Origin of the sequence: Polyangium sp. y55x31 (assembly GCF_029946505.1) — a bacterium.
Lineage (GTDB): Bacteria > Myxococcota_A > Polyangia > Polyangiales > Polyangiaceae > Polyangium.
In genome coordinates, this window is record NZ_JARZHG010000040.1 from 1 (window position 1) to 15,937 (window position 15,937).

At 69.1% G+C, this 15,937-nt stretch carries 15 protein-coding genes; 4 read left to right on the forward strand and 11 right to left on the reverse strand.

Translation table 11 applies throughout. The features are described 5' to 3' along the window. Positions 1-300: 300 nt before the first annotated feature. The 9 genes from QHF84_RS41175 to hisA form a co-directional block, all read right to left on the reverse strand. Positions 301-1,251, reverse strand: a complete 951-nt coding sequence (locus QHF84_RS41175) for a HEAT repeat domain-containing protein (RefSeq protein ID WP_281319064.1) — start codon at positions 1,249-1,251, stop codon at positions 301-303. Continuing rightward, on the reverse strand, positions 1,248-3,128 hold the full coding sequence (locus tag QHF84_RS41180; RefSeq protein ID WP_281319065.1) for a protein-arginine deiminase family protein: 1,881 nt from the start codon (positions 3,126-3,128) through the stop codon (positions 1,248-1,250). Before QHF84_RS41180 ends, QHF84_RS41175 begins: the two co-directional genes overlap by 4 nt. Positions 3,129-3,289: 161 nt before the next feature. Continuing rightward, complete coding sequence (locus QHF84_RS41185) at positions 3,290-4,618, reverse strand: MFS transporter (protein WP_281319066.1); 1,329 nt, start codon at positions 4,616-4,618, stop codon at positions 3,290-3,292. A gap of 13 nt (positions 4,619-4,631) precedes the next feature. Then, a complete protein-coding gene (locus tag QHF84_RS41190) occupies positions 4,632-5,192 on the reverse strand; it encodes a hypothetical protein (RefSeq protein WP_281319067.1) in 561 nt (186 codons plus the stop codon). Continuing rightward, a complete protein-coding gene (gene epmA / locus QHF84_RS41195) occupies positions 5,183-6,454 on the reverse strand; it encodes an EF-P lysine aminoacylase EpmA (RefSeq protein WP_281319068.1) in 1,272 nt (423 codons plus the stop codon). The genes QHF84_RS41190 and epmA overlap by 10 nt, the downstream gene beginning before the upstream one ends. A gap of 10 nt (positions 6,455-6,464) precedes the next feature. Further along, on the reverse strand, positions 6,465-6,842 hold the full coding sequence (locus QHF84_RS41200; protein ID WP_281319069.1) for a hypothetical protein: 378 nt from the start codon (positions 6,840-6,842) through the stop codon (positions 6,465-6,467). A gap of 13 nt (positions 6,843-6,855) precedes the next feature. Then, complete coding sequence (gene pgsA, locus QHF84_RS41205) at positions 6,856-7,548, reverse strand: CDP-diacylglycerol--glycerol-3-phosphate 3-phosphatidyltransferase (protein WP_281319070.1); 693 nt, start codon at positions 7,546-7,548, stop codon at positions 6,856-6,858. Further along, the gene (locus QHF84_RS41210; RefSeq protein ID WP_281319071.1) at positions 7,538-8,887 is read right to left on the reverse strand and encodes a tetratricopeptide repeat protein; all 1,350 of its coding nucleotides are present in this window, start codon (positions 8,885-8,887) and stop codon (positions 7,538-7,540) included. Before QHF84_RS41210 ends, pgsA begins: the two co-directional genes overlap by 11 nt. Before the next feature lie 72 nt (positions 8,888-8,959). Beyond that, a complete protein-coding gene (hisA, locus tag QHF84_RS41215; RefSeq protein WP_281319072.1) occupies positions 8,960-9,682 on the reverse strand; it encodes a 1-(5-phosphoribosyl)-5-[(5-phosphoribosylamino)methylideneamino]imidazole-4-carboxamide isomerase in 723 nt (240 codons plus the stop codon). Positions 9,683-9,738: 56 nt separating this feature from the next. Here hisA and QHF84_RS41220 point away from each other — a divergent pair, with 56 nt between their 5' ends. Beyond that, positions 9,739-10,035, forward strand: a complete 297-nt coding sequence (locus QHF84_RS41220; RefSeq protein ID WP_281319073.1) for a DUF2288 domain-containing protein — start codon at positions 9,739-9,741, stop codon at positions 10,033-10,035. Between the two features lie 292 nt (positions 10,036-10,327). Here the strand turns inward: QHF84_RS41220 and QHF84_RS41225 are convergent, their stop codons facing one another. Further along, a complete protein-coding gene (locus tag QHF84_RS41225; protein WP_281319074.1) occupies positions 10,328-10,852 on the reverse strand; it encodes a hypothetical protein in 525 nt (174 codons plus the stop codon). A 7-nt stretch (positions 10,853-10,859) separates the two neighbouring features. Further along, on the reverse strand, positions 10,860-12,239 hold the full coding sequence (locus tag QHF84_RS41230; protein ID WP_281319075.1) for a hypothetical protein: 1,380 nt from the start codon (positions 12,237-12,239) through the stop codon (positions 10,860-10,862). A 202-nt stretch (positions 12,240-12,441) separates the two neighbouring features. Between QHF84_RS41230 and QHF84_RS41235 the strand changes: the two genes are divergently transcribed. From QHF84_RS41235 to QHF84_RS41245, 3 genes are read left to right on the forward strand one after another with little or no spacing between them, the layout of a single operon-like run. Beyond that, positions 12,442-14,118: a DUF1592 domain-containing protein gene (locus QHF84_RS41235; protein WP_281319076.1), complete on the forward strand. Its 1,677-nt coding sequence runs from the start codon at positions 12,442-12,444 to the stop codon at positions 14,116-14,118. Further along, positions 14,115-15,491, forward strand: a complete 1,377-nt coding sequence (locus QHF84_RS41240) for a DUF1552 domain-containing protein (RefSeq protein ID WP_281319077.1) — start codon at positions 14,115-14,117, stop codon at positions 15,489-15,491. Before QHF84_RS41235 ends, QHF84_RS41240 begins: the two co-directional genes overlap by 4 nt. Next, positions 15,488-15,937: a nuclear transport factor 2 family protein gene (locus QHF84_RS41245; protein WP_281319078.1), complete on the forward strand. Its 450-nt coding sequence runs from the start codon at positions 15,488-15,490 to the stop codon at positions 15,935-15,937. Before QHF84_RS41240 ends, QHF84_RS41245 begins: the two co-directional genes overlap by 4 nt.

Here is a 15,937-nt window from a genome sequence, read left to right on the forward strand (position 1 = left end):
GAAGGGGGCTGTCCGCCCCCTTCACCCCGGACCAGGCACGGCCTGGACCGAGGGCCGAGAAACCGCGCGATGCGCGGTTTCTCGGACGGCCCGTGGCAAGATCACGAGCGGCGTTGCCCATCGAGACAGCAGCGCTGCCGTCTCGGCGGGCCAGGCCTCGCCAGTCTTGCCGCGGCCTGTTCGATGAACTGCGCGTTGCGCAGTTCATCGACCCCGGGTCCAGCGCTTGCGCTGGTCCGGGTGCAGGGGCGGATAGCCCCTGCTCGGGTCCGGGGTGAAACCCCGGCGCTACGGCCTCCCTCAGGGGTGGAGCGGGCTGTTCTTGAACCGCTCGATCAGTGCGTCGAGCGCGGCTTGATCTCCTGGGCGAGCGCTGCGCTTCGCGGCTTCCACGAGTGCTGGCGTCGACGGGTGATCCACCATCAGTACGGCCTTCGTGATGACCGTGCGCGCCTCGCCTTCGTACCGCAGGTAGGACTCCACGAGCGCTTGGGCTGCGGTCCTGCGCACGGACTCTTCCTCGCCGCTCGCCGCGATGATTGGCGTCTTCCAGGCCCATGCGGAGCCCACGTCGCCGAGGGATCGCGCCACGAGGATCGCCGTCTCTGCGTTTGGGTGCGCGGAGAGCGCGGATGCGAGTGCCTCGGCTGCCACGAGCCTTCGGCAATCGCCCATCCCTGCGAGCACGCCCTTCTGCTTCGGGCCTTCCTTTTTCGCCAGCGCCACGAGCTTCTGCGCGGCTGCGTCCGTGCCGAGCTTGCCGAGTGCGGAGGCTGCGGCGCGCACGAGATCCGTGTCCATCTCCGTCACGTCGATGAGTGCGAAGAGCACGGGGGCTGCGCGACCGTCTCGCAGTGAGCCCACGGCTTCCACGAGGCCCACGCGCCATGCGTGCCACGCGTCGTCGTTCATGTCTCCGCGTGGCTTTGCGTCCACCGCGAGCTCGTTCAGCATCGGCAGCAGTGCGTCCTTGCCGAGCCCCTTCAGGATGGCTGCGACGGGCACGTACCGGCCTCGCTTCTGCGCGTCGAGCGCGGGCATGTCCTCGCGCAGCCGCGCGAGCGTGTCGAATGCCGCGGGGTTCTCCTTGCGTGCGACGCCGATCGCCTGGACGAGCGCCGCTCGATCCTGCGCGGTGATCCGATCCGGCCCGATCCACACGCCTTCGGCCGCGTTTGCTGCGCCTGTGAGCGCCGAGAGCAAGAGCCCCGCTGCGACGATGCCGATCCCCAAGACACGCTTCGCCTTCATAGAGCACCTTCCCACCAGGGGTTCGTTTCCGGCACGACCCGCGTCGTGTTCGACCCGCAATGCACCTCTCCGTCGTTGCGGTGGTAGAGGTTCCAGTTCTCGATGAAGCTCACGGTGATGCCGTAGGGCTTGAATGCCTCGACGAGCTGCGCCTCGAAGATGTCCTCTCCGTTGATGTTTGGACCGTGCGGCTTCGGCGCGCCGAAGACCGTGTCCGAGAGGTAGATCCCGTTCACCGTGCCTGGCTGGTAGGCGACCGAGTAGCCCTCCGCCGGCTGGTGCAGGAACGGGATGCGGATGATCTCGGCGTCCGTGATGCCCGTCTCCTGCTTCAGCACCTCGAGCTGCCCGGCGACCTCGACTGCCGCCGACGCGCTCTCGTTCATCACGTCGGGATCGTTCAGCACCTCGTCGATCGTGACCTCGGCGGGCGCGTTGCCCCACCAGTATTTGCCGACGAACATCGACACGTTGCCGTGCCCGGCCGCTTTTGCGTCCTCGAGCATCTGCTTTGCGAGCGCGGCGTCGTTCAGGCCGAGCGCCCAGCCGCGTGGCGTGTTTGCTTTGACGAACGTCGTCGTCTCGTCGACGTGACCGACCAGCAGCCACTCCGTGTCGATGTAGATGATGGGCTGCGCGCCTTGCGCGCTCACCATGCGATCGAAGCTCTTGTCCGGGTAGAACGAAGGCGTCGAGCCGCGCAGCACCCGTCCGTTCGGGTAGCTCTTGCCGTTGTGGGTGTAGGGCGGAACGGTCTCCAGGTTGCCGAACGAGTTCAGCGAATCCATCTCGTTCGAGTGCATCGGATCGAACTGCGCGAGACCTCCGACGTCCTTGCCGCGAAGCGCGAACACGATCCTTCCTGCGCTGCGCAGGCTGCCCGTGTGGTTCGCCGAGCGGAAGTTCACGTGCATCACGTGTTGCTTGCCGCCCGGGCCGGGCATCGACGTGTACGCGGTCTCGAAGTAGTCCTGCGTCCACTGATCCGAGCTCGCGTGCTCGTAGAGCGGCTCGGAGAGGCCCGCGGTCTGCATGGCCGCCTTCAGATCGTTGCGGAACGCCGTCGACGAGGACTCCCCCTGGACGTTCGCCGCGTAGATCGTGCGCGCCGGGTGCAGGTGGTGTCGGAAGAGCACCGGCGCCACGCGCAGCCGCACTGTGTCCTTCGCCTCCGGCATCGGCGCGCCCGAGGGATCGGTGCCCGTCACCGTCAGCGAGACGTCGACGAACCCGTCCCAGACCGCCGCGTCACGCACGATGTCGCGCGCCTCGATCGCGAGCTCCACGCCGGCCGCGAGATCCGCCTGGCCGAGCTTCGTCGCGGGATCGAAGCGCTCGAACGAGCCCGACGTCGTCTTCCGGAAGAGCTGCACTTGCTCCGGCGCGCTCACGGTGATCGTGCCCGAGGCGTCTGCGTACGCCTCCGGCCACGGCGCGGCCACGATCCGCGCGAGATCCGCGAGATCTTCCTCGCCGTTCACCACCGTGTCCGCGGCGTCGTTGCAGGCGACGAGCTGCGAATCGGGCTGACCGCTCCCGGGGCACTGGTCCTGATCGTCGTCGATGTTGGCGAGGAAAATCGCGCCGTGTGCGGCGTCCCAGGTGTCCTCGCCCTGATCTTCGCTGGGATCGTCGAGATCGATCGTGCCGTTGCGGTTCACGTCGGCGCGCAGATCGGCGGGGCCCTTTGGCCCTCCGCCGCCTTGCCCGGCCCCGCCCTGGCCCGCGCCGCCTTGTCCTGATCCGCCTTGTCCTGCGCCGCCCCCGACGCCTGGACCCGAACTGAGCCCGAGATCTTCGTCGGCCCCGCCGCATCCTGCCGCGAGCGCGGCTCCCGAGAGCGTCGCGGCCCACAGCCACGTCCATCGTCTACGCATTCGTTTCACCTCGAACGATTGTCGTCCCGCGTGAGGCCATCGATGTAGGCTGATCGAAAGCCTCGCCGCAACGGCCGAATCGTTGCGAAATGTGTGCGTTCACGTCAGGGGAGAATTGTTCGCCGCGTGTGCTCTCCGCGGGAAAAGGCAGGCTGCGGAGCTCACACCTCCGTTGCAGTCTGCGCGTCTTTTTCGTCGCTTCGGAAGTGCGCCTCGGCCTTCTTCGGATCGCAGATGAGGAGGAGCGGGATCGCGGCGACCTGGACGACAGCGGCGATGAGGATCGCGCGCCCGTAGCCGAGATGATCTGCCATCCATCCGCCGTACCGCGCGGTGAACGAGTAGCAGAGGTTCGTCATGGCCATGTAGGCCGTGAACTGCGTCGCTCCGACGGCGGGGTTCGTGAGCCTCATGAAAAACTTCAGCGCCGCCGCGCTGTAGAAGCAGATCCCGATCTGCAAGAGCGCCTGGTAGGCGACGAGAAACCCGTAGTTGGGCCAGTAGCCGGAGAGCGTCGCGAAGAGCGCCATCACGCCGCCGATCCAGGCCATGCCCGCGGCGATCGCCTTGTGCATGCCGAAGCGGTCCGCGAGCGCGCCGCCGACGAGCGAGCCCACGACGCCCGCGGGCGCATCGACGACGCTCAGCAGGAAGAGCGCCTCCTCGGAGAGCCCGAGGTCCTTGCGGTAGAGGCGCGTCGTGAACGTACCGACGAGCGCGAAGCCGGCCGGCGCGAGGAACGCGATGAGGAAGCCCGCGAGCGTCGGGGGGAACTTGAGCGTGCGGACGAGCTCCGGCACGTCGAGGCGCCTGCCCTCGCGCCCGAGGCGCGTGTCCTCGCTCGGCGGCCGCTCCCGCACGAGCAGCGGCACGACCATGATCAGCCACACCGGCAAGGTCATCGCGACGAACGTCGCCTGCCATCCGATGTGCTTCGCGATCACCGCGCCGCTCGATCCGAGCGTGACGCCGATCGTCTTGCCGGCCCACATGATGCTGTTGGCGCGGCCGGTCTCGTTCGCCGGCAGGATGTCCACCGCGAGCCCGTCCACGGCCAGATCCTGCAGCGCGGCGAACGTGTTGTGCGCGAACAGGAGCACGTTGATCAGGCCGAGCCGACCCGGATCCACCGCGGCGAGCGCGAGCAGCGGCAGGCCCATCATGATCTCGGCGAGGATGATGAACGGGCGCCGCCGGCCGAACCGGCCGCCGCGATACCGATCGAGCAGCGGCCCGTAGAAGACCTTGAAGCTCCAGGGCAGGTAGGCGATCCCCATGACCGTGCCGAGGTCCTCGTTGCTGAGGCCGCGATCGATCAGGAAGACGCGATAGCCGCCCGCGAGGAAGCCCCACGGGATGCCCTGCGCGAGGTAGAGCAGGCCGAAGAAGACGAAGCGGAGGATGCGGCTGTCCGCGAGCGTCGTGCCGCGTGGCTTCGGGGGATCACCTGCCGCGGGAGCCAGGTAGGGGTTCTCGGCCGGCTCGCTCATCGCGCCGAGGGTATCACGCCTCGTCGTCGCCCGAGATCTCCGGGCGGCGATCACGGAGCCTCGGGAAGAGCGTTGCGCGGATCGATGAAGCCGGCTCGCCGAAGAGGGCTTCGAGGCGCGTGTAGACGACACCCACGAGCCGGCCTTTGGGCGGGCGGAGCGTGGCGTGTACGAACGCGACGTCGACCTCGATGCCCGCGTGCGACGAGGCGTCCGCCGCGAGCTCGCTCGCCCGTTCGGCGCCGCGAGTGCGATCCTTCGTCGTGCGGATCCGGATGTGCAGGCCCGCGCGGAGCAGCGCGTGGTAGCTCGCCATCCACGCCATCCACGGCTCGATCTCGCCGCCCGCGACGACCGCTCGGATCGCGGCGAGGCGCGCGTCGACGACGTCGAGGGGCAAGGTGTCGAGCTCGTGCAGCGCGCCGGGGAAGCGCTCGGCGAGGGCCTTGAACACGGCGCGCTCGGGGATCGGCTCGCCGCGATCCCGCGCGCGCCGGAGCTCCGCGATCGCGGCGTATTTGCTCTCGAGCGCGAGGAGCGCCTCGTGGCTCGGCGCGGGCGGCTTCACAACCACGCGTACGGGAACGCCGTCACGTCGCCGATCGCGCGCGCCCCGAGGCCGAGCGTGACGAGCCGATCGATGCCGAGCGCATTGCCGGCCGCGGGCGGCATGCCCTCCGCGAGCGCCGCGAGGAAGCGCTCGTCGATCGGATAGACGGGTTTGCCCTCGGCGCGCCGCTGCGCCTGATCTCGCTCGAAGCGCGCGCGTTGCTCGATCGGATCCGTCAGCTCGCCGAAGCCGTTGCATACCTCCAGGCTGCCCACGTAGAGCTCGAAGCGCTCGGCGACACGTGGATCGCTCGGGCAGAGGCGCGCGAGCGAGGCGAACGGGGCAGGGTATTCGACGAGGAAAACAGGCCGGCCGAGGCGCGCGAGCTTCGGCTCGACCTCTTCGACGAGCAGCCGGAAGAAGCGGTCCTCGTCCGCGCTCGCCATCGTGATCGCCTCGTCCGCGCTCGTGCCCGCGTACCGCGCGAACGCCTCGCCGACCGAGACCCGCTCGAACGGCGCCGCGAGATCCACGCGCGTCCCTTCGACCTCGATCACGCTCGTCCCCGCGAGCTTCGAGACGACCGACCGCACGAGCTCCTCCGTGTCCGCGACGACCGCGTCCATCGGCGCGAAGGCGCGGTACCACTCGAGCATCGTGAACTCGGGGTTGTGGCGGCTGCCGATCTCACCGCGGCGATAACACCGCGCGAGCTGGAAACAACGCGGCACGCCGCCCGCGAGCAGGCGCTTCATTTGGTACTCGGGCGACGTGATGAGCCAGAGCGGGTGACCCTCGGGCGCACCCTCCACACCAAACGCATCGAGGTGCAGATCGAGGCCGGGGCAGGGGACCATCGAGGGTGTTTCGACCTCCAAGAAACCCCGGCGAACGAAGAACGATCGCACCTCGGCGAGCGCCTCCGCCCGCGCCCGGAGCGCGCCGCCCACGCCCCGAAACACGAGCCGCTCCGTCTCGGTCTTCGGTATCTCGCTCGCCGCGCCCGGCGAGACGTTCGGCGTGTTCGGCGCGCGCCGCTCGATCACGCGGCCCCGCGCGAGCTTGCCCGCGACGAACGAGGCCTCGACGACCGCGAGATCCGCGGGCACGAGTGATCCTTCGGCGAGCGTGATCGTCACGCGCGCGAACGCGTCCGCGAGGACGACCTCGTCGTCCACGACCTCGAGCACCCGACCTGCCATGCGGATCGGCCCGGGCGCGCCCGCCAGCGTGTCGAGATCACTCGGCGCGAACGGGAGCGAGAGAGGATCGGTCGACGTCGGCACGTGCTGGGCCTCAGCCCCCGCTGCCCCCGGTGCCGCCCATCCCACCGACCCCGCCCGTGCCTCCGGTGCCGGCTTCGCCTCCGGTGCCGCCCGTGCCCCCGGTGCCGCCCGTGCCTCCGGTGCCGCCCGTACCGCCTGCGCCGCCGACGCCGCCCGTGAGCGCCCCGGGCGTGCACGCGGGTTCGTCACTGCCCGTTGGTGGGCAGCAGATGTCCGAGACGCCGAGCAGCTCGGTCTTCGACACGCACACGAGGCCTTCCTCGCAGTCCGTGTTGTTGTTGTCGATGCTGCAGGCCTGACCCACGCCCTGGTTCGAACACGCGGCCAAGGCGAGGCCCGCGGCGAGCGCAACCAGGACGAACCCCGGGAAGATACGGCGTGAAATCACGCCGGCTCTCTTATCATTTTTCCCGCGCCTGCTCCGGTCCCTCGTACGCCGCCTTGTTCTTCGCGTCGATGGCGTCCACGAAGAGGCTCATGTACCGGCCCGCGCTCCACAACGAGAACACGAGCGACGTGTAGATGAGCAGCCGCCCCACGTGCACGAGGTCGACGACGCCGAAGTCGATGATGCCGATCGTGAACCAGTACGGGTAGCCGAGGATCAGGCACACGATCCCGATCATCTGCAGCGCGGTCTTCGTCTTCCCGCCCTCGCCCGCGGCGATGATGATGCCCTCGGACGAGGCGATCGAGCGCAGCGCCGTGATCGTGATCTCGCGCGAGATCAGGAGCACGACCGCCCACGCCGAGATCCGCCCCATCGGCACGAGCCACACGAGCGTGCCCGTGACGATGAGTTTGTCCGCGAGCGGATCGAGGAACTTGCCGAGCACGCTCACGAGGCCCTGCCGTCGCGCGAGCCAGCCGTCGAGCATGTCGGTGATCGCGGCGAGCGCGTAGACGGCCGCGGCCCAGAAGCAGTCGTGGGGGCTGCCGCGCCCGAGCAGGATCAGCACGATCGGGATCATGACGATCCGGGCGAACGTCAGGAGGTTCGGGACGTTCCGCGCGTCCTCCCAGAGCGTCTTCCGTCGCGCGGCCTTGATCTGCCGCAGCGACGCCTTGTCCACCTTCGAGCCGCTAGCGACCATGGAGCAGCACCGTGCCCTCGCCACTGAAGACGACAAAACTCTTGGCGCCGGCGGGCGCCTCGCTCGGGGGGAGCGCGCGCGGGATCACGCGGCCCATCCAGCCGAGGACGCTCGGCGCGTGCAGCGCGGAGCTCTTGCCCTCACGGACGTCGAGCGCGAGCATCGGCGCCTTGAGGCGCGCCACGAGCGTGCCCGGGCCACGGAGCTGCACCATCCCGACCGCCTCGCCATCGCCCACGGGCATACGGCCGTTCTCGTAGCTCATCGCCCCTTCGAAGCCACCGAGCAGATCCTCGCGCAGGTAGAGCGGCTCTTCTTCCAAGCTGATCGACACGAGCTCGTGCTCCGGCGGCGGCGCGAGGACGAGATCGCCCCGGCCTTCGAGCTCGACGATCACGTCGCCCTCGCCGCCGAGCGGCTCTTCGAGCGATTTTCCGCGCATCCTGCGCATCAGCGGCTTGTGACGGAGGCCGTTCGCGTACGCCATCGAGCGGACGAGCGAGGGCCGCACCGCAAACCCGTTCGTCGCCGCCACGAGCAGCACGCCGCCCGGGTGCGCCGCGATCTTCCCCTCCGCCGGGAACGTGAGCGTGTGGCGCCGGCCGAGATCGGTCGGCGAGAGCGGCCCACGCGGCGGCGAGTCGGACTTCGTCACGCCGTTCGTCGTCGTCGTCGTCGCGTTCGCGGTCGGCGTCGCGGCGCGTGCAGGCGGAGCGTCCGCCGCGGCGAGCAGCGCGTCCCAGCCCGCCGAGAGCGACTGCGGCAGCGCGCTCGAAGGGTTGAGATCCATCGTGCGATCGAGCTCCTGGAACGACCCCGGCGGCATCGAGGGCTTGCGCTGCCCGTTCAGCGTCACGCCGGTCGCGTCCATGATCCTCCGCGCCATCGCCTCGTGACCGCCGCGCGTGAACGCGTGGAGCGCGCGATCCGGATCGCCGAGCGCCTGGTGCGCGAGGCCGAGGTAGCCCCACGCGCGCTGGTGGTTCGCCTGCTGCGCGACCACCTTCTCGAGCTCCTGCCGCGCCCGCATGGGTTGCCCCGTCTTCAGCAAGCAGAGCGCGAGGTTCACGCGTGGCTCGAGGGACTCCGGGTACGCCTGGACGAGCTTGTCGTAGATCGCGACGGCGCGCGGGTAGAGGCCGAGCCGGAAGTAGGCGACGCCGAGCAGGTCCTGGCCCTTCGGATCCGCGGGCGAGAGCTCGAGCGCTCGTTCGAGCTCGACCCGCGCCTCCACGACGCGGTTGTCCTGCAGGAGCTCGCCGCCGCGGTAGAGGTGGAAGAGAAAGTCCTCCCCGGGATCACCCGGGGGAGGGCGCGGCGGGGATGCTCGATCGGCCACGGCGCGAAGGGTACACGATGATCGCCGCGGGAAAAGGGCAGGCGGGGCGTTTCGCGTACCGAACCGGGTGCGTCAGGGAACGGAAGCCGCCGCGGCGATCGCCTCTTCCAGCGTGAAAACGCGTTCATAGAGCGCGCGCCCCACGATCGCGGCGGCCACGCCCGGGACACGCGCGAGCGCGCGGAGGTGCTCGAGGGTGCCCACGCCGCCCGACGCGATCACGGAAAACCCTCCCTTCTCGGCGAGCGCCGCAGTCGCCGTGACGTTCGGCCCGGCCTGCGTGCCGTCCCGCGAAACGTCCGTGTAGAGGAGCGCCGCCACCGGCGCACCCGCGAGATCCCGCGCCACATCGAGCGCCGTCCGTGTGGACGTCTGCACCCACCCTTCCACCGCGACGAACCCGTCCTTCGCATCGAGCGCAACGACGACGCGCCCCGGGTGCGCCGTCGCCAGCGCGCGCACCATCGCGAGATCACGAATCGCCGCCGTGCCGAGCACGACCTTGTCGGCCCCGAGCGCGAGGTACGCCTCCGCAGTCTCGGCCGACCGCACCCCACCGCCGACCTCCACGCCCGGCCCGAACGCCTGCACGACCGTGCGGACGAGCTCCTTCTGCACAGGACGACCTTCCCGCGCGCCCTCCAGATCAACCACGTGCAGCGCCTCGACCTTGCCCCTGAGCGTCGCCGCGAGGCCCACAGGATCCGCGTCGTAGACGGTGACGGCATCGTACCGCCCCTGATGCAGGCGGACGGCCTTGCCTTCGAAGAGATCGATCGCGGGCAGGATCAGCATGACGAACCGTGGCCTACGATGGAACCGAGCCGAGGAAAAGCTAGGCTCTCGCCATCATGCGCGAACGTATCGCCGAGACCCTCGGGGACGTCCACTGGAGCGACCTCCGCGCGCACCTCGCGCGCGACGCCGTCATCATCGTCGACGACGCACTCGACCTGCTCGACGTCGGCGTAGCCCTCGCAAAGAACGACGTGCCCGTCGTCGACGCGTGGATCCGCGAAGGCAAACTCCTGAAGCCCACAGCCGAGGAGCTCACGCGCTGGTCGCTCGACGCAACGGCGCGCTTCCAAGCAGCCATCGTGCAGCCATTCGTGTTGATCCGACGGCCCGCCGCGAAGGTGTTGTCGTAGGGGAGCAGGGGAGCGTGGCGCCGGGGTTTCACCCCGGACCCGAGCAGGGGCTGTCCGCCCCTGCACCCGGACCAGGGCAAGCCCTGGACCGTTGGTGCATCGACCGCGATGCGGTCGATGCAAGGGGTCGCGCAGCAGTCCGTAGGCACGGCGCGGGTGGGTGAGGACCACCTTCGCCGGCAGTCGACCCCGAGCGAAGGTGGTCCAGCCTTACCTTCGCCGGTGGTCGACCCCGAGCGAAGGTGGTGCTCCCTTACCTTCGCCGGCGGTCAACCCCGAGCGAAGGTGGTCCTCACCCACCGGCGCCGCCCATGCCTCCGCCCATCCCGCCAGCGCCGCCCATGCCGCCCATGCCGCCCATGCCACCGGCGCCGCCCGAGCCCGGGCCCGCGTTCGGATCGAGGCTCTCGATCCAGAGCTTCACGCAGTTGATCTCGAGGTCGCTGAGCGATCCGCCGAGCGGCATCCTCAGCCCGCACGGCGGCGGATCCACGAGCTTCGCGTAGATCAGGCTGCCCGTCGGATCGATCGGGTTCGCGAGGATCACGCTCCCGCACGACTCGGTCCCAGCCACGCTCACGAGCCGCGACTCCAGGTTCGGCGACGCGAGGTCCACCGTCGTCGAGCCCGACGCATGGCAGTTCGCCGTGCCGCATTTCGCCGCGAGCATCGCAGGCACGTCCGGGCAGGCCCCGCCGCCCTGGAAGATCGCCTTCTCCTCCTCGGTCAACGTGCCCGGACAACCAGCCGCGAGCGCGACGACGAGAGGCGCGCCGAGCGCCGCGACGCAGATACGAAGGAAGCGCGCGTTCATCATCGTCTCCTCAATCCATGTAAGCCAGGCCGAGCCGGACGCCGAAGAACTGGTCGAGCGCGCCGCCCGCCACATACGCATCGCCGAGCACGGGATCGAAGTCCGAGAAGAACCGATCGTAGTGGCCCGTGAGCCGGATCTGGAGCCCCGACTCGAAGCGCACGGCAAGCCCCGCCGCCGCCGTGATCCCATGCACCTTCGCGCCCGAGAACCGCTCGTACACCGCGCCCGTCGTGAGCGGCTCGAGCCACTCGAACCCGAGGAGCACCGCAACCGGCCCGACAGGGATCCACCCGTCGACGCCCGCGCGGATCGCCAGGTAGTCCACGTTCGCCACCTGCGCGCCGAGGTCGCCGGGCGCGTCGATCTGGAACTGCTGCCAACGGACCCCGCCGAGCACGCCGATCACAGGCCCCATCGGCCGCGAGATCGGGATCCGGTACTTCAGCGCGGCCGTGATCCGCTGGTAGACCGTGTCCACCGGATCGCCGCCCTCCGTCGCGGATGCGAGCCCGAACGCGCGCGCATACCCCGCCGAGATCCCGAGGTCGCGCAGCACCGGGATCGTCGTCATCGCCGCCGGGAACACCTCGACCTGCACGGCCCCGACGGGCGCGCCGTACACGTCGTACCGCCGCAGGTTCCCCGAGATCCCGTCCGAGTACGTGAACACGCGCCCGCCGAGCTCGAAGCCGACCTCCGCCGACACGATCGACGAGCCCGCTTGATGCCGCACGCGGGCCGAAGACTCCTCCTCCTCCTTCGGCTTCGCCTCGCTCGGCGGAGGCGGCGTGTTCTCCTTCGGCTCGGGCGGCGGCGCCGGCGCGTACGCCTCCACCGCGCTCCCGATCGCCGTCGCGATCGCCTTCCTCCGCTCTTCCTCGGAGCCCTTCAACGACACCGCCTCGTCCACGGGCGTCGCGTCGTCCTCCGCGTTCACCCACACGAGGTGCACGCGTTTTTCTCCGCGCACCTTCTGCACGATGCCCACGAGCACCGCGCCCGCGCCGATGATCGACGCCGCTTGTTGCACGCGTGGCACGAGCCTGTCGCGTTGCTTCGCGTTCGTCATGCCGGCGCCGAGCGGCTTCGCCTGGCCCGCCTTCTTCAGCGCTGCGGAAAACTCCTTCGTCGTGGCCACGACGATCCGATCGGGCAGCGCGGCCTCGATGTCCCCGCGCACCACGTCTGCGTCCTGGCCCTCCACGTGCACGGCCAGCACCTTCTTCGCCGCTGGCTCCGCGGCCGCGGCCGAAGCCGGCGCGCTCGCCCAAACGAAGCCCAGGATCGGCGCCGCGAGGCGCGTCGAAAGCGTGAAGGCCCACGCCGCCGCGCGCGTGGCTCGCGAGCGATTCGCCGCTCTTCGCGGCACCGCGTTCATCGGAAGCACGGCGTGAGCCTACAGGGGCCCGTGCCCGGGGGTAAAGCCCCCGAGAGCACCGTCCTCGGCAGCAAAATCCCATGCGATTGCGAAATTCGTGTGTGCTCCAAGAGAATCGGCAGAACCTTGGATCGGAAGCCGTGATTGCGCGTTGACGCGCGTGGAGCACCGGCATACCACCGTGGTTGCCAAAGCCCTGGAGGTGGCCGGCATGGAGACTTTGAGCGCCCCTTCCTCCGTCATGCGCCGCATTCCGACGCTCCTACGCGCCGGAGCGATCGTCCTCGCTTGTCTCGTGCCCGCGTGCGTCGGGACGATCGGCGGCTCGTCGGATGATCAAGCAGCCGTTCAATCGATACCCGAGCGCAGCGCCTTCCCGCGCTTGACCCATGCGCAATGGGAAAACTCGGTGCGTGATGTATTGCGCCTCGAAGAGCGTCCCGGATTTTCGGCGTCGTTCACCGGAGACCCGCTCGGCGGCGTCTTCGACAACAACGAGGCCGTTCTTTCCGTCACGCCCAACCTGTGGGCCGATTATCAGCGCGCCGCCGAGGAGCTCGCGGCCCTGATCGTCGCGGATCCCGCGAAGGTCGCGGCGCTCGTGCCGGCCGACGAGGGACAAGGGAATGAGGCCCGCGCCCGCGCTTTCATCGAGAGCGTCGGCAAACGCGCGTACCGTCGGCCCCTCACGGCGCAAGAGATCGACACACACGTCGCGCTCTTCAACGAGGCCCCGTCTTTGATCGACGGCGATCCCTTCCTCGCCGGCGTCGAGCACGTCCTCTCGGCCTTCTTCCAGTCGCCGCATTTCATCTATCGCGTCGAGGGCACGCGCAAGCCGCGCACCGATGGCCTCATCCCGCTCGGCCCGTACGAGCTTGCGTCGAGGCTCTCGTACCTCCTCTGGAACACGATGCCGGACGACGTCCTCTTCGAGGCCGCCGCGACGGGCGAGCTCGACACGAAGGAGGGCCTGCGCGCCCACGCCGAGCGTATGCTCGCCGATCCGCAGGCGCGCGAGGTCATCCTCTCGTTCCACAGCCAGCTCTTCGACTGGAGGAAGTTCGGCGATCTCTACAAGGATCCGGCCGTCTTCCCCGAGTTCGTCCCCGAGGTGGGCCAGGACCTCATTCGCGAGGCCGAGCTCTTCGTCGAGGACGTGGTCTTCGAGCAAGAAGGCGGCTTCCACGAGCTGCTCACGTCGCGCACCGCGTTCTTGAACGACAGGCTCGCGCCCATCTACGACGTCGCCGCGCCGAACGGCGCCGAGTTCGGCAAGGTCGAGCTCGACGCGGAGAAACGCAGCGGCATCCTCACGCGCGCCGGCTTCCTCGCGGCGAACGGCACGGCCCGCGCCTCCGATCCGATCCACCGCGGCGTCTTCGTGAACCTGCGTGTCCTCTGCGCGCGTTTGCCGCCGCCGCCGAACAACGTCCCGCCGCTCCCGCCCGTGGAGGGCAAGACGACGCGCGAGATCGTCGCCGGCCACACCGGCAAGGGCACGTGCGGCGCCTCGTGCCACGGCACGCTCATCAACCCGGCCGGCTTCGCGTTCGAGAACTACGACGCGATCGGCCGCTACCGGGCCGAGGACAACGGCTTCCCGGTCAACGCCGCGGACGCGTATCCGCTCGGCGGCGGAATGGCGACGTTCAACGACGCCATCGAGTGGAGCCAGATGCTCGCGGAGAGCCGCGAGGCGAACGAGTGCTTCGCGAAGAACTGGCTCGAGTTCGCTTACGGCAGGGACGCCGAGGTCGAGGACAACGTGCTCATCACGAAGCTCGGCGAGGCCTCGCGCACCGGCATGTCCGTCAAGGATCTCCTGCTCGAGCTCATCTCCTCCGACGCCTTCTCGACCCGCCGCCCCGTGGAGGTCGCGCCATGAATCGCCGTCATTTTCTTCGAGGTCTCTTCGGCGTCTCCCTCGCGCTCCCGTTCCTGGAGAGCTTCTCGCCGCGCAAGGCCGAGGCCGGCCCAGGCGACGTGCCTCCGTTCGCGATCTTCATGCGCCAGGCGAACGGCGTCGTGCAGAAGACGGACGACGAGCCGGAGATGTTCTGGCCGAGCCAGACCGGCGCGCTCACGACCGACTCGATGAACGCCGAGAGTGATCGCGCGGTCAGCGAGCTCAGCGCGTACGCCTCGCGCCTCCTCCTGGTGAAGGGCATCAACTTCGCGTTCCCGGGCAACGGCTGCGGCCACTCCGGCGGCGGCAACCAGTGCCTCACGGCGCAGAAGGTCTCCACGGATCCGGTCGGCAACGAGTCGCTGGCGATGGGCGAGTCGATCGACAACCGCATCGCGCGCGAGCTCAATGCCGCCGGCGTCGAGCCTCTCACGCTTTATGCGGGCAAGAAGGCCGGCTACATCAACGAGGTGCTCTCGTACCGCGACGCGAAGGTCATCCGCGCGGCCGAGCACAACCCGATCAACGCCTACAAGGCGCTGTTCGGCCTCTCGAACCTCGACCCCGAGGTCCTGAAGAGGCTCGCCGCGCAACGCAAGAGCGTGAACGATCTCGTGCGCGAGCAGATGCAATCGCTGATGACGCGCAGCGATCTCGGCAAGGCCGACCGCGATCGATTGGAGCTTCATTTCCAGTCGATCCGGGACCTCGAGGTCGGGCTCCAGTGCGCGCTCACGACGGAAGAGGTCGCGGCGATGGAGGCGATGAGCCCGGACGCGCGCGCGAACGACAACCTGGAGAAGGTCGCGCGGATGCAGATGGATATCATCGCGCTCGCGATGGCGTGCGGCACGACGCGCGCCGCGACGATCCAGATCGGCGACGGCAACGACAGCACCGAGTACTACATCAACGGCGTCCGTCAGAAGAGCTTCCACAAGATCTCGCACCGCATCGACAGCGACGGCTCCGAGGGCCCGCCGATCGAGGGCGCGTACCTGCTCCACCACGAGATCGACCGCATCCACGCGCGGCTCTTCCGGTACCTGCTCGACAAACTCGCGGCCTACGATTTCGGCTCCGGATCGCTCCTCGATTTCGGCGTCGCGGTCTGGCTGAACGATCTTGCGAACAAGTACCACTCGTACAACGACGTCCCGTACGTCCTCGTGGGCGGCGCGAACGGCTACCTGAAGACGGGCCAGTACGTCGACGTGAACGGCGTGCACAACGGCCGCCTCCTCAGCACGATCGGCGCGGCCCTCGGCTGCAAGAACGCCGCGGGAGGCCCGCTCGACGATTTCGGCGACCCCGAGCTGCCCAAGGGCTTGCTCACCGAAATCATCGCATGAGTGCTAAAACGGGCAGCATGCCCACGCTGCCCGAGCGCATCCTCACGCTCTTCGCCACCTACCACATCCGCCGCGAGAAGGTCCTCGTGGACCTCGACGCGATCTACGCGCCCGACGTCCGCTTCGTCGACCCCTTCAACGACGTCACGGGCAAGGACCGCTTCCTCCGCATCAACGAGAACCTCTTCAAGCGCCTCCGGGAAATGCGCTTCGACGACCTCGCGCTCGTCGGTGACGAGCCCCATTTCATGCTCTCGTGGACCGCGACGATCGAGAGCCGCCTCGGCCTCACGATCACGGCCCCGGGCGTGAGCGAGTTCCGCTCGGAGAGCGGCGTCGTCGTCTACCACCGCGATCACTGGGACGTGCTCTCGGCCATGGCCGCGAGCATTCCCGGCGTCCGGAGGCTCTATCCGCGCCTCACGGCAATGCTCTTCGAGGGGTAA